The sequence below is a fragment of the Gaoshiqia hydrogeniformans genome (genome assembly GCF_049347105.1).
Lineage (GTDB): Bacteria > Bacteroidota > Bacteroidia > Bacteroidales > Prolixibacteraceae > Gaoshiqia > Gaoshiqia hydrogeniformans.
The window spans coordinates 505,891-522,828 of the sequence record NZ_CP186334.1; the positions used below are offsets into that span (position 1 = coordinate 505,891).

The following is a 16,938-nucleotide window of genomic DNA, read 5'->3' on the forward strand; positions in this document are numbered from 1 at the left end:
ATGAGCGGCGTGCACCGCCCGGCGATTATTCCCGGTTGAACTACACCCACCGGTCAGGGCTATGCACTTATAGAAGGTTTTTATTGGATATTCCGACACCGGTTATAAAAATTTACTTTGATATTTAGAGGAGATTACATCAAGACAAAGACATTTGGTTTTTAATATTTTCTAAATAATGGTAAATATTTATCGTTTATCGATAATTATTTATTATATTTGTGATGTAATTCAAAATTCTAAAATCATTATGAAAACAATTTCAACCGTATTTCTTCAGGTAGTCATCGTGCTGATCGGCCTTGTAGCACTTGCCGTTTTGATTCGGTTTCCGTTAACTGAGGGAAGAGCAGCAAACTTAGACTTGTTCAGCATTTACTCAGACCCGTTCATCTTGTATGGATATGCTGTATCCATCGCTTTTTTTATTGCTCTGTATAAGGCATTCAGGTTACTTGGCTACATCGGGCAAAATAAAGTATTCTCATCAAACTCCGTGGGGGCTTTAAAAAGTATAAAGTATTGTGCAGTCGTATTCAGTATTTTAATTGTAGCGGCAGGGTTGTACATAAGGATATTCCGGAATGATGAAGACGACCCTGCGGGTTTTCTTGCCGTTTGTATTGTAACAACTTTTGCTTCTATTGTGGTAGCAACTGCTGCGGCAATATTTGAAAAAGTCTTGCAGAATGCCATCGATATGAAATCTGAAAATGACTTAACAATTTAAGCTATGCCAATTATTGTGAACTTGGACGTGATGATGGCAAAGCGAAAAATTTCGCTGAATGAACTTTCTGAAAGAGTTGATTTGACATTATCTAACCTTTCTATCTTAAAGACGGGGAAGGCGAAAGCAATTCGTTTTAGCACCCTGGAGGCAATTTGTAAAGCATTAGACTGTCAACCGGGTGATATCCTGGAATATGCAAATGACAAAGAGATAACAACGAACCGCTAATAACCAGAACTCTGGCGGTCGGCAAAACCCAGCGATACAAACGTTGGGGCTGCATAATAAAAGGACAATTTATCGTTATCGAAACATTTTGATTTGATATTAAAATTTAAAATGTTATCTTTTGAGATAACTTTTTTATCATGACAAAGCAGATAATATTTCACGGTGATTATTTTATTGATTTCTATAAAGGGCTTGATATTAAAGTAAAACAAAAGATTCAGTACGTTTTAGAACTAATTAAGCAGGTTGATAGAGTACCTGAGAAATTTTTAGCTCCGATAACTGGACACGAAGGACTTTTTGAGATTAGGGTAGAGTACCAATCAAATATATACCGGATTTTTTGTTGTTTCGATTCAGGTAACTTAGTAGTATTATTCAATGGATTTCAAAAGAAAACACAAAAGACTCCCAAAAACGAGATTGAAAAGGAGATGCGTCTAAAGGATGAGTATTTTAAACAAAAAAGACAATGATTATGAAAGATTATAAAGGGATTAAAACATTTGATGAGCTCATTGAGAAGGAATACGGAAAGATTGGAACAGAGAGCCGTAATGATTATGAAGAAAAAGCTCAAATGTTCATTGTGAGTGAGATGTTAAAAGCAGCACGACGACAAGCCAACATGACTCAAGAACAACTTGCCGAAAAAGCAGGGACTAAAAAGAGCTATATTTCTAAGATAGAAAATGCTAAAGGGAATATTCAATTATCAACATTAATAAGGATTTTTGAAAAAGGATTAAATAGAAAAGTTGGATTGACATTTTTATAAAAATTACGCCCTCAAATCGAGTAGACAGCCCAGCAGCAGACACTGGCGGGGAGAGCCACTCACACCATTACGCGTACGGGTCTCGTATACAGCGGTTCTCGGAAACGACCAAATCCATCCGTCAACTTTCTTCAGCTTAACTTGCAGACTGGCCAACCGGAAATAGTTGAGCCAGCCTCGTGTCCGTCAGTACCGGATTTTGCAAGCTGGCTGCCGTCGCCAGCAACCAGCTTGCCACTTGCTAATACTTCCGGGCGTTACAATGTTGAAATGACAGGAAGAAACCGGAGCTTCGCTAAAAATATAAGTTTGGATATATCTCATTACCATTAATTTGTAAATTTTGTCATTGGTAACTTGTTTCAGCATCTTGTTGCCATGTGTGGCCCCAGCGGTTAACAAGTCTGAAAGATTCTTCCGCCGCCAATCTGCACTTCGTTTAATGGCAGGCATCCACTAAGCGGCGGTTTTCGAACCGCCACACCCAATTAGGAGACGCCACTCGTTAACCACCTGTCTTTTAGATTGATTCCAAATTAGCTAGCTAGTAAAATTTATTACATCAAGTTTTGTAATTTGGGGAGTGAAACATGAAAATCCCGACCAGTCAGTTGAGTTTGAAGCAAAAGGAAAAAACCGAAAGATTCCGTGTGTAAAAGAGCAAAACATGTATTTCAAAAAAAATAAATGATAATTGCTATTAAACTAAAAAAAGCCAATGAGAAAAAAACTAAAAAACCAATTGCCCATCACGGGACTATTGTTAATTGCTTTTTTGGTGCTAACAAGTCATGTCCCGAAGGATGTGACAAATGACTCCAATATTACAAACCTATTGACGATTAGATCTGAAAATGGCTCTGAAAAAACATTTGATTTGTTAATAATGGGAAAAAAAGAAAATCAAGAAATCTTTTTTAAGCATGAGAAATCAATTAAAACGCCATATGAATTAAAAATTGGGAAAGGAACTTATTCCATTATAATCCATAGGACTTCAAAAGATGGAATCGTTATTGGGAAAATTGAAATGCTCGTTGATGGAAATAGCAAAGCTTCAGCTTCATCTGGAGAAGAAATAACTTTATTGACAATAGATGAAGAAAATAATTTAGGAGCAACAGGTATGTAATACCCATATCTTATCAGACTCATAATAAATTAATGAGAAATACGAAAACGTAAAGTACTTATTTCAAAGCGGAGTTGGTATGATTTGTAACTGCAGATGGTTTTTATTGATTCCCAGGTGCGTCGATTTTTAATCGACGGTTACTGAATGCGCGGTTACAAACCGCGCCACCTGCTGCGAAGAACGTATTTGAGCGTAAAAGTTGATTGACAATCGTTGTTAAGAGAGCCTTGCGGCTGATGCCCTTCCGGATTGGATTTACCTTTTTGTCTTAACACAAAAAAGGTAAACAAAAAAAGTCAAGGCTGACGGTGATTTTGAAGGAAAACTACGGCTTGTGAATGCCACACGGCCCAAACTCGTCGTACCTCCTCAAACAGGGCCGCTTACCAGTCCCTGCCCCAATTCCCTTCCCTTGTTTTCCACGTTCAAAGCCCCGTAGGCCGGGGCAACACGACAGCTCATCAAGAAGAAGCAGACATTTGGATAAGGGACAAGGGAAACACCGCTGTTTTTAGATTCATACAAAGCATCCCGAAGCGGCGCGCAGGCCGTCAAAACGCCCGGCAGAGGGTTCGTTTTGACAAGATTTTTGCTTCCTTTTTATCGACTGAAAAAGGAAGGGCCCGTCCGGCCTTAGGACAGCAATTCTGAAGAAAGCATTACCGCTTATGTCCTTCCGGACAGGATTTACTTTTTTGTGCTATTACATAGTTATCGGTCACCCTAAAACGACACAGCAAGACAAACACGAACGACATTGAACAAATGAATTTTAGTTGTCAAAGACTATCACTAGTGTCCAATAAATTTTCAATAACTAATACTTAAAGGCAAATTCAAGTTGAGCGGCTTGTTCATATATATCATCAATGTCCCCGGAGGTCAGGAAAAGATCTCTGATGTTCGTTTTGTCTGTCAGTACTCTACTGATCACGCGAAGCACATTGAATGTAGTCCTGCCCAACTGGCAGTCATGCTCGACGATGGCCACCAGACAGTATGTGATAACCGCAACATAAATTTGTATCCTCACGGCATTCTCGGTATTGCCCCAGAAGGATGTGACACGGAGATGTTGCTTTATCCACCGAAAAAACAGCTCCACCTGCCAGCGTTGCTTATACAGCATGGCGATGTCTTTGGCCTTGATGCTGACATTGTTGGTCAGGAAGGTGAACGTTCTTTTAAGGTCAGGAGCATAGTAAACGATCCTTCTCAACACGCAGGGATACTTCTTTTGGGTCTGGTAGCCGGTAAGGCGTATCGTCTGGTCAAGCAAAACGTTGTCCGCTCCATCCAAAAGCTCTTCACCATCAATAACTTCATACTTAAGGTGAGACTTCTGTCGGATGACAAACCAGGAACCGATCGTGTTGAATGTATGCAGCCTTGCGAGGTCATAATATCCCTTGTCAAAAATGTAGAACGCATACGGCTCATAGGGAATCTCATCCATCACATTCACGTCGTGAACTTTTGCTTCCGTAATATGAATGTAAGTCGGTATTTGGGTTACTACGTCAAAGAGTGTGTGAACTTTGATGCCACCCTTGTTCTTTCTAAAGTATGCCCACTTGAACAAGCTCAGGCAAAGATCTATCGTGGTGGAATCGAGCGCATAGAACTTTCCACGCAATTCGAATGGTCTGTTGATTCGCTTGCTTTGAGCAAGATTAATCATGAAAAAGGCAAACTCTTCAAATATCTTGTAGTCCCGGTTCATATTGGCATAGGAAAGATTGCTCAGTTTAATCTCTCCGGTGCCAAATCCGAGATGGTAGCTCTTGCTTTTGATAGCGTCAATTATGCACGCGACCTCTCTGAGGCTGTCACACGAGGCCAATTGCCCATACATCATGACGAGCAATTGGTTCCAGCAGGTGAATGTCTTCACCCATTTGTCTCCGTTATGTCGCTTAACAATCATATCAAAAACTCTCTTTGGCAGGAACTCTACCAGTTGACTGAATACATATTTGCCGCTGTTCATATTTGCCCGGGTTTATTTCCAGGCTGCAAGATGCGAAATGAATTCAAATCGACACGTGGATTATTTGCTTTTAATTGACTATATTATAATAACTTACAAAGGTTTCTAAAAAAATCTTTTGGACACTAGTGAAAGACTATGGTTATTTAAAAACACTATAAACCGAATATGGAATTCCTAAAAGTTTTCATTTTTTAATAATTTTAGGAATTTTATTTATCTTTGTCCTATGCAAACAATAGCACGTAAACGGTACTTAGAAACACTTAATGTTCTTAAAGACAAGAATTTAATTAAAGTTGCCACAGGCATTCGACGTTGTGGAAAATCAACTTTAATGACACAATTTCAAGACTTGTTGCGTAAAGATAACGGCAAAGTTTCCATTTTGGCAATCAATATGGATATGCCCGATTTTAGGTTTTTAGCAGAAAAAAATTGGAAGAAGATTTATGATTACATCATTAAGCATCTCAAAAAAAACGTAACCAATTATGTGTTCATAGACGAAGTGCAAAATGTTCCCGAATTTGAAAAACTGTTGGAAGGCTTGTACGTTCACCCAAACATAGATTTGTATGTTACAGGTTCAAACGCATTTTTATTATCAAGCGAATTGGCAACTTTGCTCACAGGTAGAGCTTATGAAATAAATGTATTGCCTTTTTCTTTTGCTGAATATTTAGAGTTCACGGGTAAAACCACAAACCCTGACCGTGCTTTTGCTGAATATGTACGTACAGGTGGTTTTCCCGAAGCTGTAAGACTTTCAGCAGACGGAAATCATTTTGCAAATGAATATTTGCAAATGGTTTTTAAAAACATTTACGACAACGATATTTCTAAGCGTTATACTATTTATGCCGAAGAATCCTATCAGGAAGTTGTAACCTTCTTAATAGATTCAGTTGGTTCAAGTGTTTCAGCAGGGAACATAGCCAAAGTTTTAACGGCAAACAAAAAGAAAATTGACAACAAAACAGTGTCGAAGTACATTAACACTTTAGTTGAAGCCTATTTGTTTTACAAAGTAAACCGCTACGACATCAAAGGCAAACAACATTTGGCAACGCTGGAAAAATACTATTTGGTGGATTTAGGTTTTCGCAACGCATTACTTGGAAAAGAATTGGCAAGCGATGCAGGACATTTACTTGAAAATATAATTTATCTTGAGCTAAAACGCAGAAACAACCAAATATGGATAGGGAAAACCAACAATTTAGAAGTTGATTTTGTGGTTCGCAACAACGAAGGTTTTACACAATACATACAAGTTGCGCAAACAGTGCAAAACGCAACGACTTTAGAACGTGAGTTAGCACCATTTGACAATATTGCAGACCATCACGAAAAACTTTTAATTACAATGGACTATGACACAGGTACATATAACGGAATAAAAAAAATAAACGCATTAGATTGGCTTACAAAGACAGAAAAATAAGGGCGAACCGATAATAAACAGGACTCTGAGCGGTCGGCACGAGCCGGCGATGAGTCGGTGTTGAACGACACCCGCCGGGCTCAGGAGCTATGCCCTTATGGAGGGTTTTTATTGATTTCCGGGTGCGTCGATTTTTAATCGACGGTTACTGAATGCGCGGTTACAAACCGCGCCACCTGCTGCGAAGAACGTATTTGAGCGTAAAAGTTGATTGACAATCGTTGTTAAGAGAGCCTTGCGGCTGATGCCCTTCCGGATTGGATTTACCTTTTGTCTTAACACAAAAAAGGTAAACAAAAAAAGTCAAGGCTGACGGTGATTTTGAAGGAAAACTACGGCTTGTGAATGCCACACGGCCCAAATCGTACCTCCTCAAACAGGGCCGCTTACCAGTCCCTGCCCCGGATTCCCTTCCCTTGTTTTCCACGTTCAAAGCCCCGTAGGCCGGGGCAGGCGACAGGCCATCACCGAAACGCCGCCATGCTGAGTGGAAATCCATTTTTAATGGTCACAATGTTGAAATGACAGGGGAAAACAGGAGCTTCGCAAAACAGAAGCTTGGATATATCTCATTACCATTAATTTGTAAATTTTGTCATTGGTGGATAATCCGGAGCACAACCACCCAGTAATTTAGAAAGAATCCAGAGGAAATGAACGTTTTTCAAAAGGAAAAAACATGACATTCCGGCGGATATGCACCCAAAAACGGGGTTGTTTGGGGCATTTTAGGTTGTAAAATGTGATTTTGAAGGAATCACGCTGCCCCGGCCAGACCGGTTCCGGAGCATAACCACCCAGTGGGTGCAAGTTATCCGAAAACGGGAGAAAACGGCACGGATTCCGGAGCATGACCACCCAAAAATGGGCCGCTAATCCAATGGCAGACAGGTGGATATTTTTTCGTGGCATCCCGTTGGCGGGTTCTGACAGAATCCGGAGCATATGCACCCACTAACCTGGTTTCCCTGAGTAACTTTTCGAGTACTTTGTGTGCTTATAAAACCAATCAAGCACACGGATTATGGCAAGAAAAGTAATACTTATGAGTCAGTTAAAACAAATTTTGAGGCTTCATCAGAGCGGGCTGTCCAACCGTCAGATCGGAAAAGAACTCGGCATTTACAAAGGGACGGTCAACAACTACATGCAAAAAATAGCATCCGGGAAACTGGATATCGGAGAGCTTCTTACCCTGGATGATCCGGTGCTGGAAGGCCGTTTTCATGCCGGAAACCCGGCCTACCTGGAAGATCGCTTTAATGAGCTGAAACAAATGCTCCCTTATCTTGAAGGAGAACTCAAACGCAGGCACGTGACCATCAAACTGCTTTGGCAGGAATACCGTGAAAAGCACCCGCAGGGGTACAGCTACTCCCAGTTCTGCTTTCATTTAAACCAGTTGCGTGTAGCCCGTAAATCTTCCGCGGTGCTGACCCACCAGCCCGGGCAGCAACTTTTTGTCGACTTTGCAGGGGATACGCTCTCTTACGTTGATCGTGAGACCGGGGAAGCGATAAAAGCGTATGTTTTCGTGGCTACCCTGCCTTACTCGGATTACAGCTTTGCCATGGCTGTTTCCCATCAGAACACGGAAAATTTTCTTTATGCACTTGGCTGCTGTTTGCAGGCACTCAGTGGTGTCCCCAAAATTGTGGTTTGTGATAACCTCAAGGCTGCCGTGATCAAAACCGACCGGTATGAACCGGACATTAACCGGGTGATGGACGATTTTGCCAACCACTATGGTTTTGCCGTGCTGGCTGCGCGTGTGCGGACCCCAAAAGACAAGGCTCTGGTGGAGAACCAGGTTAAGCTGGTTTACCAGCGGGTGTATGCCCGGTTGCGTAACCATGTCTTTTTTTCCCTGGCCGACCTGAACAGGGCGATCAGCGAAAAGATCCTGCAACATAACCAGACCCGGATGCAACAACGGGAGTACAGCCGCGAAGAACACTTTCTGACCGATGAAAAAGGACTGTTAAAAGCCTTGCCCCTGTCAGGTTTTGATATCCGTTATTATGCGAGCCTGAGGGTGCAGCAAAACAGTTGTATTTACCTGGCACGGGACAAACACTATTATTCGGTTCCTTACGCCTGCACCGGGGAACAGGCCAGTGTGGTTTATACCCGTACCCTGGTGCGGATCTATTGCAAATCAGAGCTGGTTGCCACTCACCGGCGCACCATCGGTTTCGGATATACGCTCGTGCGGGAGCACATGCCATCGGCCCATCAGCATTACATGGACCGCAGCCCCGGGTACTACATGGACCTGGCCCGCAAACGGTCAGATGGCCTGCTCTGCCTGATGAAGATGATGTTTGCAAAGGAAGAAACGCCCGAGGTTTTATACAAACGCTGTGAGGGGTTGTTGAGCCTTCAACGCAAAACCGATCCCTTCTGTTTTGAAGAAGCCTGCCGGGTGGCCGTTGCCAACGGCATACCAAGTTATCAGTTTGTTCGCAGGCGAATCGAAAACAGGATGACATCGGATAAGCCTTCAACCATAAAGAAACTCCCCAAACACGGAAACATCCGGGGAGACTATCAATAATCAAGGAAAATAATCAGAGTACAAACCAAAAATGAAAAGAAGATGGATCAAATGATCACCCAACTCAGCGGGCTTCGGTTGTCAGGGATGGCCGCCTGCTGGAAAACATTAATTGAGACAAGAAAAACTACAGAACTTTCCCTGGAAGACGGGCTGGCCCTGCTGCTCCAGGCAGAACAGGACCAGCGTAAAATGAACCGGTTCAGCCGGCTGGAAAAGAATGCCCGCTTTCGTTACCGGATAAGCCTGGATCAAATCGACACCAACCCGGCAAGGGGAATCGACAAATCCCTGTTGACAAGGCTGGGCATGGGCGATTACATCAAGAACGGGGAGGCCGTGATCATTGTCGGACTAACCGGGGTCGGCAAAAGTTCACTGGCCTCGGCCCTGGGACTGAAAGCGTGCGAACTGGGCTATAGCGTAGCGTATTTTAATATGCAAAAGCTGATGATGAAACTAAAGATTGCCCGACTGGAAGGCACTATAACCCGGGTTTTTGACAAACTGGCCAAAACAGAGCTGCTTGTCCTGGACGATTTTGGATTATCGCCACTGGAAGGACAACAGCAACTGGATCTGATGGAAATCATCGAGGACCGCCATGCCCGAAAGTCAACCATTATTGCCAGCCAGTTGCCGGTGGCCAGTTGGTTTGATGTCTTTTCCGAACCCACCGTGGCCGACAGCTTTCTGGACAGGATCGTCTATACGGCACACCGGTTTGAACTAAAAGGTGAGAGTTTAAGAAAAAAACGGTAATATTGTCAGTCAAATAAGTTCTTCGATTTAGTTACTCAACCTGGGTGGTATACGCCGGATTACTGGGTGGTAGCTTCCGGAATAGCCACATTGGTAACTGGTTTCAGCATTTGTTGCCATTTGGTGCCCCGAAGGTTAAAAACAAAGATCCCGATCCGGCAACTGCCGGACGCGATGACTGGATTCTTAAAGATTAAGGCTTTTGATACAGCCTCGTATTTGTACACAATTAATTCATTACGTTAAAGCTCATGAATGGCCTCGAGGTTAGCCTGACCTGCCTCAATGGCCTGCAGGTTTAAAGGAATCAGTTTATGATGACGTTCCGGCAGCGATTTCTCCAGCCCTTTTCTGATGCTTTCCATTTTAACCACCGGTTTGGCTTTCAGGTAAGCGCCCAGCACCACCATGTTAAAGGTTTTAACGTTTCCCATGTCGGCAGCGATCCGGGTACCTTCAATCTTATAAATATTGATATCGGTACGCGTCGGCGGATGAATAATGCCGTTGGGGTCGTACAACAACACCCCGCCGGGTTTTACAGCCTTCTCGAACTTACTCATCGACTGTTGGTTCAGGATGATGGCAGTATCAAATTCGTGCAGAATAGGTGAACTGATCCGGCTGTCGCTCAGGATGACCGATACATTGGCCGTACCTCCGCGCATTTCGGGTCCGTACGAAGGGAACCAGGTGACTTCCTGCCCCTGCATAACACCTGAGTAGGCCAGAATTTTGCCCATAGAAAGAACCCCTTGTCCGCCAAAACCGGCTATGATGATTTCTTCAGTCATGATTTTCAATTTTAATTCTTTTTTAAATAGGCCTCGGGGGCATCTTTTTCAGCATCTTTGATGTCGCCAACCGGGTAGAAGGGGAACATGTTCTCTTCCATCCAATTGTTGGCATCAACCGGCGACAGGCGCCAGCCCGAGTTACAAGTCGAAACCACTTCGACAAAGGAAGTTCCCTTTTTTGCCAGTGCATTTTCAAAAGCTTTTTTAATAGCTTTTTTACATTTACGCGAGGAGGCCGGCGAATGAACCGATTGCCTGGTCACGTAGGATGTTCCGGGTAACTGACCGATCAGTTCGGTAATTTTCAGCGGGTAGCCGTTCCGGTCGCGGTCGCGTCCACAGGGCGTGGTTGAAGTGACCTGCCCAAGCAGGGTCGTTGGCGCCATTTGTCCGCCGGTCATCCCGTAAATGGCGTTATTGATAAAGATGACGACAATATTCTCGCCGCGGTTACAGGCATGCATAATTTCGGCAGTCCCGATCGAAGCCAGGTCGCCGTCGCCCTGGTAGGTGAACACCACCTTGCCGGGGTTGGTCCGGGAGATCCCGGTTGCCACGGCGGGCGCCCGGCCATGAGCCGCTTCCTGCCAGTCGATATCAATGTAATTATAGGCAAAAACCCCGCAGCCAACGGGAGAAACGCCGATGGTTTTTTCCTGTATATCCAGCTCCTCGATCACTTCGGCCAATAGCTTATGAACAACGCCGTGACTGCATCCGGGACAATAGTGCATGGTCTTGTTTGTCAGCAAACTGGGTTTCTGATAGACCAGGTTTTCCGGTTTAATGATTTCTGCGATATCCATTTTATTACCCTCCGATTAATTTTTGTTCCAATGCACTTACCACTTCGCCGGGAGTCGGAATAATTCCGCCCATCCGTCCAAAATAAGTCACCGGGATCTGACATCCCGAACAACCGACAGCCAACTGCACATCTTCGATCATTTGCCCGGCATTCATCTCAACCGTCATAAATCCTTTGACCCGTTTGGCGAGTTCGGCAATGGGCTTTTTCGGGAAAGGATACAGGGTGATGGGGCGAAGCAAGCCCACTTTCAGTCCTTTTGACCGGGCAATATCGACCGATTTTTGACAAATACGAGCCGATGATCCAAAAGCGACGAACACATAATCGGCATCATCGCATTCAATCATCTCGTAACGCACTTCCTGTTCTTCCATCAACCGGTATTTCTCCTGGAAACGCAGGTTATTCTGTTCCATTTTTGCCGAATCCATTTCCAGGGAAGTAATAATGTTGTAATTCCGGGATGGTTTTCGTCCGGTAGTGGCCCACGACCCGTATGCTGTATCAATTTCTTCGTCGGTGAGGCGGGGCCGGAAGTCGCTCAGTTCCACTTTTTCCATCATCTGCCCGATGGCCCCGTCAGACAGGATCATGGCCGGATTGCGGTATTTGAAGGCCAGTTGAAAGGCCAGTTCGACAAAATCGTTCATTTCCTGAACCGAAGCAGGGGCCAGCACAATTAATTTATAATCGCCGTGCCCGCCTCCTTTTGTTGCCTGAAAATAGTCGGCCTGCGAAGGCTGAATGGTTCCCAGGCCCGGGCCGCCCCGTTGCACATTCACAATCACACAAGGCAACTCGGCGCCGGCGATGTACGAAATTCCTTCGGCCATCAGGCTAATGCCCGGGCTTGATGAAGAAGTCATCACTTTTTTTCCTGATCCGGCGGCGCCGTATACCATATTGATGGAGGCGACTTCGCTTTCGGCCTGTAAAACAACCATGCCTGTTTCGTCCCAGGGTTCGCGGGCCATCAGGGTTTCCATTACCTCAGACTGAGGGGTGATCGGGTAGCCGAAATAGCCATCGCATCCGCAGCGGATGGCTGCTTCGGCAATCACTTCGTTCCCCTTCATTAATCTTAATTCTCCCATCTATCTATAATTTGATGATTACAAGAAACTACAATTTAACCCGATAAACCGTAATACAGCTGTCGGGGCAAACCACCGCGCAGTTTGAACAACCGATACAGGCCTCCGGATTTTCCATAAACGAATAATGATATCCGCGGCTGTTCACTTGCTTGTTTTGTCCAAGTACCTGTTGCGGGCAAGCTACCACACACAGGGCGCAGCCTTTACATTCTTCAGTGTCAACCACCACTGCTCCAATAACTTTTGCCATGGTTTGTTTAAATTTTTGTTGTTACATTATTTCTTCAGGCGTTCCAAGATAAAGATAGTCCTTCAGCCAAAAAATGACTTTTTAACGTTTTAAGAGGCGGTAACCGGATTCAGGCTAATTCACCCACTCCCAATAACCAATTTTCAATGACCAAAGAAAGTACCCGTGTTCTGTACCCGTTTTCAGTCGTGGTTTTACTCAAGTACTTTTTAGCTGCAAACTGCAATGACCAATTATCCAATGACCAATCCCCATTTTCCCTTCTCCGAACTTCCTGAATTCATGCGCCGATATTTTCAGGCCCTCACAAAACTATCCCAATCATCAAAGGATGCCTGCAACAAATGTTGCGAAATCAAAGTTTATTGAGGATGCGCGTGAAGATATTCCGGTGTATTCCCAGGTAAGAAGCGACGTGCTGACGCTGTACCCGCGACACGATTTCACTGTGTTCCTTTACAAAATTACGCACCCGTTGCGAAGCTGAAAGCGATTGCAGGGCATGTACCCGCCTGAGCGCCTGCACATAACTTTCTTCGGCCATAATGCGTACCATGCGTTCCAGTTTCGGGTTTTGTTCGAGCAATTCCTCGTACTCGCTCCGGTCGATCCAAATCAACTCCGAATCTTCGTAGGCCCGGATTGACTCGGCCGATTTTTTGCCGGTCATAAACGTCTCATGACTGCTCACAATGCTGTTTTCGGGGGTGTAATAAAAGCGGGAAATCCACTCTTGCCCGTTCTCGGCGGTGTAACTGGCATACAACAAGCCGCTGAGCAGAATACCCAGTTTCCGGTTTTGCTCGCCGTAATCGATGAAGGTTTCGCCCTTCTTCAGCACAACGGGTTCCCGGGCCGCGAAAAATTCCTTCAGGCGGGCAAGCGTTTGCTTATATCCCGAATCCAGACTGTTTTCATTCATGTCAAAATTTTCTGTCGTTATGAAAAGTCAGCATGAAATTGTTTAAGGCGTTTCTCCAACTCGTCGAATTGGCTGCGCTTTACATGCGACACACATGCCCTTAATCCCTCGAGTTCGCTCCCCGTGTTTTTCAGAGTAATGGCGCTGATCCCGTAATAAAGTAACCGGCTCAGCAATTCGCCTCCGGTCATGCCCGGGTAACCAATTGTGAAGTAAAAACCATCGGCAATCGGCTCGTCCCCATCTTTCCCGTAAACAATTTCGAAACCGTTTTCAACAAACAGGCTTTTCATAATTTTGGCTTTTTCGCCGTATTCCTTTACGTCTTCCACAAAATTGAACTGCCCGTCGTTCGCGGCTTTAAACATGGCTGCCAAGGCATATTGCCCGGAATGGCTGGTTCCCGACGAGATGGCGTAAAGCACGCGAAGGGTAATGGTGTTTCCAAAGCTGTTACTTTGGAAACGGGTTTTCAGCTTTTCGTAATCACGGTTATACAGCGCGTCGGAAATGACCATGATGCCGATTCGCTGACCGGCATAGGAGAATATTTTTGAGCTTGAAATAAACAGGACAAACCGATCGGTGTAACGGGCCACGGTTGACTGATAAGGCGGATTTCCGGGCGTAAACAGGTCTTTCCTGAAGTCCATCGCGAAATAAGCCAGGTCTTCGAGTACAATGACATCGTACTTATTGGCCATTTCGCCGATAATCTGCAATTCGTCTTCCGTAAAGCAAATCCAGCTCGGATTATTCGGGTTGGAATAGATCAGCGCGCTGATGTGCCCTTTGCTCAGGAAGCTTTCCAGCTTTTCCCGAAGTTTTTCGCCCCGATAGTTGAAGATATCAAAGCTTTCGTATTTAGAGCCCATCACCATCATTTGCTGTTTCTGTACCGGAAAACCGGGATCGATAAACAGCACGGTATCTTTTTTTACATCGAGGTTGGAGGCCACCAGCAAAGCCGAATAGGTGCCTTGCATCGATCCGACAGTCGGAATGCAGCCGGCAGGCGACACATCAATATCCATGAACAGTTTTACAAAACGGGAGGCTTCCTCTTTCAGCGGTTTTATCCCGTCAATCATCGGATAGACCGATGCTACACCCAATTTCAGGGCGGCAATCTCGGCCTCGACCCCTACCGAGGCAGGCGGCAGTCCGGGAACGCCCATTTCCATCCGGATGAACTTTTCCGGGCTTTCTTCTTCAATTAAATTAACAAGGGCAACAATTTCGCGGATTGATGCGTTTCCGGCATCTTCAATTCTCAGGCGTTTCAGGTTTTTTGTTACCAGTTCCTGATTGATGGGTGTATTTTTCATGATTCAACTTAATATGGATGAGCCGTTTAGAAACCAAAACCGGCTTTTACCGAGCTAAGCCAGGCGGCAATGCGTTCGTCTGTCAATTCCGGTTCAAAATCTTCATCAAGGGGTAAACCAACAAATTTTCCGCCGATCAGCGCTTCCGAGTCTTCAAATTCGTAGCCCGAGGGTTCAACCTGCCCGATGAGGTTCACGTTTTCATTTTCTTTGAGGATTTCTTTGACCAAAACCCCCATTGCATTCACAAAATGTTCGGGATAGGTCACATGATCGCCCAGCCCAAAAACGGCGATGGTTTTGTTAGAATAGTCCACTTTACTGATTTCAGGGAAAAACCGGGCCCAGTCGGTATTGGAGTATTCAGAATCCCAGGTTTCTTTCCCCACGGTGGAGATACCAAAAATGATTTTTGTATACTTTTCCAGGTCAGCCGCACTTGCCCGGTTAACCGAAATAAGATCGACCAAATTGTCACCAATGGCAGTTTTTACTTTCTCAGCAACACGATGAACTGATCCTTTCTCCGGACCAAAAAACAATCCTATCTTATCCATAATTGTATGTTTTACTGATTAGTGATATCAAGTTCTCCACGAACATATTCGCCTAAAATAGACAAACTGGAAACATTTTTCAACACCAAATGGATGGCGCGTTCGTAATTTTCTTCCGAATCGTACTCAACGTCCACGTGCATGGTGTATTCGTTTGGTTTTCCCACAATCGGAACCGACTGAATTTTATTCAGGTTGATCTTATTATCGGCAAAAATATTTAACACGCGGGCCAGGGCGCCGTAATAATGGCCCACCTCGAAGCAAAGCGACGCTTTGTTGGTGGCGCCGTTCGCCCGGGCCTGTTTGGCCAGAATCCAGAAACGGGTATAATTTTTCTTGTTGGTTTCAATCCCGGTATCAAGCACATCGAGCCCGTAAATTTCGGCGGTACGCAAATTACCGATAGCCGCGGCATCTGTCAGGTTTTCCTCAATCAGTAACTTACCCGACTTAGCCGTATCCTGATTTTCAATAATTTTGGCATTGGGGAAATACTTTTCGATGTATTCCACACACTGGCGGATGGCAACAGGGTGGGAATAAATGGTTTTGATATCTTCCTTTTTACCGCCGGGCACCATCATCAGGTTCATCTGGATATGAACGTAAGTTTCGCCAATCACACGCAGGTGAAAATCACGGATGAGCGAATAGTTTTGAAGAATACTTCCGGCAATGGTATTTTCGATGGCCATCACGGCAATATCGACCTTGTCGGCATCAATTAATTCGCAAACACTCTGAAAAGACCGGCACTCCACCACTTCAATCTCTTCGTCACCAAAATATTTTCGTGCAGCATCTTCGTGAAAGGAACCTGCAATTCCCTGAATAGCAATCTTCTTCATACCTTTATTTCTAAAATTAAAATCCCGGGGGATTAAGCCGGGACAATTTACACAAAAATCAGGCTGCCTGTTTCACGATTTAACCATCGCTTCCCGAAAATTAACAAAAAGACAAGCATCCGCCCGTTTTAAACTAAGCGAATAAAGCAACCGGGCTACCTCATCCTATTGTTTGAGCCGTTCGAATGTTGATCTTTAGGAAAGCCGGAATCTACATCCGGTCCTGGCATACGCCTTATCTTTAGCCTGAAAGCGGATGCACTTATAGTTTGTACAAATCGCTTGCTTTTACCAGTTCCAACTGATGTTCCTGCAAAACCCGGATACATTTTTGAATGTTTTCCGGTTTCAGCACGATGTTGGCCGACTGCTTATCCATCGAAAACGCGTACAGGTATTCGATGAACACGCCTTCGGAAGATAAAATATTCAACGCCCTGGCCAGCGCCCCCGGCACATTGGGGCTGCTAAGGCAAATCACTTCGGTGAGCCGGACAGCAAAACCCGCACTTTTCAGCGTATCGAGCGCTTTGTCCGGATCGGATACAATGAGGCGCAGAATTCCAAATTCGGAGGTGTCGGCCACGCTGAAAGCCGACATATTGATTCCGGCATCTCCCAGGATTCCGGCCACTTCGTTTAATCTTCCGGTTTTATTTTCGAGAAATACCGACAATTGCTTGATGATCATG

Annotated in this window: 20 protein-coding genes and 1 pseudogene; 8 read left to right on the forward strand and 13 right to left on the reverse strand. The window is 44.7% G+C overall.

Annotated elements, in window-relative coordinates; translation table 11 throughout:
* Positions 1-250 precede the first annotated feature (250 nt).
* The 4 genes from ACOIT5_RS02065 to ACOIT5_RS02080 all read left to right on the forward strand — a co-directional run bounded on the left by ACOIT5_RS02065 (position 251) and on the right by ACOIT5_RS02080 (position 1,742).
* The gene (locus ACOIT5_RS02065; RefSeq protein WP_423128808.1) at positions 251-730 is read left to right on the forward strand and encodes a DUF2975 domain-containing protein; all 480 of its coding nucleotides are present in this window, start codon (positions 251-253) and stop codon (positions 728-730) included.
* 3 nt (positions 731-733) lie between these two features.
* Complete coding sequence (locus ACOIT5_RS02070; protein ID WP_423128809.1) at positions 734-961, forward strand: helix-turn-helix domain-containing protein; 228 nt, start codon at positions 734-736, stop codon at positions 959-961.
* 140 nt (positions 962-1,101) lie between these two features.
* Entirely contained in the window at positions 1,102-1,440 is a 339-nt protein-coding gene (locus tag ACOIT5_RS02075) for a type II toxin-antitoxin system RelE/ParE family toxin (protein ID WP_423128810.1), read from the forward strand.
* 2 nt (positions 1,441-1,442) lie between these two features.
* On the forward strand, positions 1,443-1,742 hold the full coding sequence (locus ACOIT5_RS02080; protein WP_423128811.1) for a helix-turn-helix domain-containing protein: 300 nt from the start codon (positions 1,443-1,445) through the stop codon (positions 1,740-1,742).
* A 3-nt stretch (positions 1,743-1,745) separates the two neighbouring features.
* Here the strand turns inward: ACOIT5_RS02080 and ACOIT5_RS02085 are convergent.
* A pseudogene (locus ACOIT5_RS02085) lies at positions 1,746-1,910 on the reverse strand (hypothetical protein); the annotation flags it as partial.
* A gap of 550 nt (positions 1,911-2,460) precedes the next feature.
* Between ACOIT5_RS02085 and ACOIT5_RS02090 the strand changes: the two are divergent.
* Complete coding sequence (locus ACOIT5_RS02090; protein WP_423128812.1) at positions 2,461-2,874, forward strand: hypothetical protein; 414 nt, start codon at positions 2,461-2,463, stop codon at positions 2,872-2,874.
* Positions 2,875-3,694: 820 nt separating this feature from the next.
* Here the strand turns inward: ACOIT5_RS02090 and ACOIT5_RS02095 are convergent.
* Positions 3,695-4,867 (reverse strand): IS4 family transposase, encoded by a 1,173-nt coding sequence (locus ACOIT5_RS02095; RefSeq protein ID WP_423126501.1) that lies wholly within the window; start codon positions 4,865-4,867, stop codon positions 3,695-3,697.
* A gap of 229 nt (positions 4,868-5,096) precedes the next feature.
* Here ACOIT5_RS02095 and ACOIT5_RS02100 point away from each other — a divergent pair, with 229 nt between their 5' ends.
* Positions 5,097-6,314, forward strand: coding sequence for an ATP-binding protein (locus tag ACOIT5_RS02100; RefSeq protein ID WP_423128813.1), 1,218 nt, complete (start codon positions 5,097-5,099; stop codon positions 6,312-6,314).
* 633 nt (positions 6,315-6,947) lie between these two features.
* Here ACOIT5_RS02100 and ACOIT5_RS02105 read toward each other — a convergent pair.
* Complete coding sequence (locus ACOIT5_RS02105; RefSeq protein ID WP_423126726.1) at positions 6,948-7,226, reverse strand: hypothetical protein; 279 nt, start codon at positions 7,224-7,226, stop codon at positions 6,948-6,950.
* Positions 7,227-7,359: 133 nt separating this feature from the next.
* Here ACOIT5_RS02105 and istA point away from each other — a divergent pair, with 133 nt between their 5' ends.
* Both istA and istB read left to right on the forward strand, forming a co-directional pair.
* Positions 7,360-8,871 carry an IS21 family transposase gene (gene istA, locus ACOIT5_RS02110; RefSeq protein WP_423128814.1) on the forward strand — a complete coding sequence of 504 codons (1,512 nt, stop codon included), beginning with the start codon at positions 7,360-7,362 and terminating at the stop codon, positions 8,869-8,871.
* A 42-nt stretch (positions 8,872-8,913) separates the two neighbouring features.
* Entirely contained in the window at positions 8,914-9,633 is a 720-nt protein-coding gene (istB, locus tag ACOIT5_RS02115) for an IS21-like element helper ATPase IstB (RefSeq protein WP_423127130.1), read from the forward strand.
* 59 nt (positions 9,634-9,692) lie between these two features.
* On the opposite strand, the gene ACOIT5_RS02120 is transcribed toward istB, so the two are convergent.
* The 10 genes from ACOIT5_RS02120 to ACOIT5_RS02165 all read right to left on the reverse strand — a co-directional run bounded on the left by ACOIT5_RS02120 (position 9,693) and on the right by ACOIT5_RS02165 (position 16,937).
* Positions 9,693-9,860, reverse strand: coding sequence for a hypothetical protein (locus ACOIT5_RS02120; protein WP_423128815.1), 168 nt, complete (start codon positions 9,858-9,860; stop codon positions 9,693-9,695).
* Between the two features lie 15 nt (positions 9,861-9,875).
* The gene (locus ACOIT5_RS02125; RefSeq protein ID WP_423128816.1) at positions 9,876-10,427 is read right to left on the reverse strand and encodes a 2-oxoacid:acceptor oxidoreductase family protein; all 552 of its coding nucleotides are present in this window, start codon (positions 10,425-10,427) and stop codon (positions 9,876-9,878) included.
* Between the two features lie 11 nt (positions 10,428-10,438).
* Positions 10,439-11,236, reverse strand: coding sequence for a thiamine pyrophosphate-dependent enzyme (locus tag ACOIT5_RS02130; protein WP_423128817.1), 798 nt, complete (start codon positions 11,234-11,236; stop codon positions 10,439-10,441).
* Between the two features lie 4 nt (positions 11,237-11,240).
* On the reverse strand, positions 11,241-12,335 hold the full coding sequence (locus tag ACOIT5_RS02135; RefSeq protein WP_423128818.1) for a 3-methyl-2-oxobutanoate dehydrogenase subunit VorB: 1,095 nt from the start codon (positions 12,333-12,335) through the stop codon (positions 11,241-11,243).
* A 28-nt stretch (positions 12,336-12,363) separates the two neighbouring features.
* A complete protein-coding gene (locus ACOIT5_RS02140) occupies positions 12,364-12,588 on the reverse strand; it encodes a 4Fe-4S binding protein (RefSeq protein WP_423128819.1) in 225 nt (74 codons plus the stop codon).
* A 355-nt stretch (positions 12,589-12,943) separates the two neighbouring features.
* On the reverse strand, positions 12,944-13,510 hold the full coding sequence (locus tag ACOIT5_RS02145; protein WP_423128820.1) for a Crp/Fnr family transcriptional regulator: 567 nt from the start codon (positions 13,508-13,510) through the stop codon (positions 12,944-12,946).
* A gap of 17 nt (positions 13,511-13,527) precedes the next feature.
* On the reverse strand, positions 13,528-14,838 hold the full coding sequence (locus tag ACOIT5_RS02150) for a pyridoxal phosphate-dependent aminotransferase (protein WP_423128821.1): 1,311 nt from the start codon (positions 14,836-14,838) through the stop codon (positions 13,528-13,530).
* A gap of 26 nt (positions 14,839-14,864) precedes the next feature.
* Positions 14,865-15,395 (reverse strand): flavodoxin, encoded by a 531-nt coding sequence (locus ACOIT5_RS02155; RefSeq protein WP_423128822.1) that lies wholly within the window; start codon positions 15,393-15,395, stop codon positions 14,865-14,867.
* Between the two features lie 11 nt (positions 15,396-15,406).
* Complete coding sequence (locus ACOIT5_RS02160; RefSeq protein WP_423128823.1) at positions 15,407-16,246, reverse strand: prephenate dehydratase; 840 nt, start codon at positions 16,244-16,246, stop codon at positions 15,407-15,409.
* Between the two features lie 262 nt (positions 16,247-16,508).
* Positions 16,509-16,937 (reverse strand): ACT domain-containing protein, encoded by a 429-nt coding sequence (locus tag ACOIT5_RS02165; RefSeq protein ID WP_423128824.1) that lies wholly within the window; start codon positions 16,935-16,937, stop codon positions 16,509-16,511.
* Between the last annotated feature and the right edge of the window lies 1 nt (position 16,938).

Bases quoted from the DNA above. Each gene is read 5' to 3' on its own strand.
- ACOIT5_RS02065 (WP_423128808.1), top strand. From the start codon at position 251: ATGAAAACAATTTCAACCGTATTTCTTCAGGTAGTCATCGTGCTGATC.
- ACOIT5_RS02070 (WP_423128809.1), top strand. From the start codon at position 734: ATGCCAATTATTGTGAACTTGGACGTGATGATGGCAAAGCGAAAAATT.
- ACOIT5_RS02075 (WP_423128810.1), top strand. From the start codon at position 1,102: ATGACAAAGCAGATAATATTTCACGGTGATTATTTTATTGATTTCTAT.
- ACOIT5_RS02080 (WP_423128811.1), top strand. From the start codon at position 1,443: ATGAAAGATTATAAAGGGATTAAAACATTTGATGAGCTCATTGAGAAG.
- ACOIT5_RS02090 (WP_423128812.1), top strand. From the start codon at position 2,461: ATGAGAAAAAAACTAAAAAACCAATTGCCCATCACGGGACTATTGTTA.
- ACOIT5_RS02095 (WP_423126501.1), bottom strand. From the start codon at position 4,867: ATGAACAGCGGCAAATATGTATTCAGTCAACTGGTAGAGTTCCTGCCA.
- ACOIT5_RS02100 (WP_423128813.1), top strand. From the start codon at position 5,097: ATGCAAACAATAGCACGTAAACGGTACTTAGAAACACTTAATGTTCTT.
- ACOIT5_RS02105 (WP_423126726.1), bottom strand. From the start codon at position 7,226: ATGCCACGAAAAAATATCCACCTGTCTGCCATTGGATTAGCGGCCCAT.
- istA (WP_423128814.1), top strand. From the start codon at position 7,360: ATGAGTCAGTTAAAACAAATTTTGAGGCTTCATCAGAGCGGGCTGTCC.
- istB (WP_423127130.1), top strand. From the start codon at position 8,914: ATGGATCAAATGATCACCCAACTCAGCGGGCTTCGGTTGTCAGGGATG.
- ACOIT5_RS02125 (WP_423128816.1), bottom strand. From the start codon at position 10,427: ATGACTGAAGAAATCATCATAGCCGGTTTTGGCGGACAAGGGGTTCTT.
- ACOIT5_RS02130 (WP_423128817.1), bottom strand. From the start codon at position 11,236: ATGGATATCGCAGAAATCATTAAACCGGAAAACCTGGTCTATCAGAAA.
- ACOIT5_RS02135 (WP_423128818.1), bottom strand. From the start codon at position 12,335: ATGGGAGAATTAAGATTAATGAAGGGGAACGAAGTGATTGCCGAAGCA.
- ACOIT5_RS02140 (WP_423128819.1), bottom strand. From the start codon at position 12,588: ATGGCAAAAGTTATTGGAGCAGTGGTGGTTGACACTGAAGAATGTAAA.
- ACOIT5_RS02145 (WP_423128820.1), bottom strand. From the start codon at position 13,510: ATGAATGAAAACAGTCTGGATTCGGGATATAAGCAAACGCTTGCCCGC.
- ACOIT5_RS02150 (WP_423128821.1), bottom strand. From the start codon at position 14,838: ATGAAAAATACACCCATCAATCAGGAACTGGTAACAAAAAACCTGAAA.
- ACOIT5_RS02155 (WP_423128822.1), bottom strand. From the start codon at position 15,395: ATGGATAAGATAGGATTGTTTTTTGGTCCGGAGAAAGGATCAGTTCAT.
- ACOIT5_RS02160 (WP_423128823.1), bottom strand. From the start codon at position 16,246: ATGAAGAAGATTGCTATTCAGGGAATTGCAGGTTCCTTTCACGAAGAT.
- ACOIT5_RS02165 (WP_423128824.1), bottom strand. From the start codon at position 16,937: ATGATCATCAAGCAATTGTCGGTATTTCTCGAAAATAAAACCGGAAGA.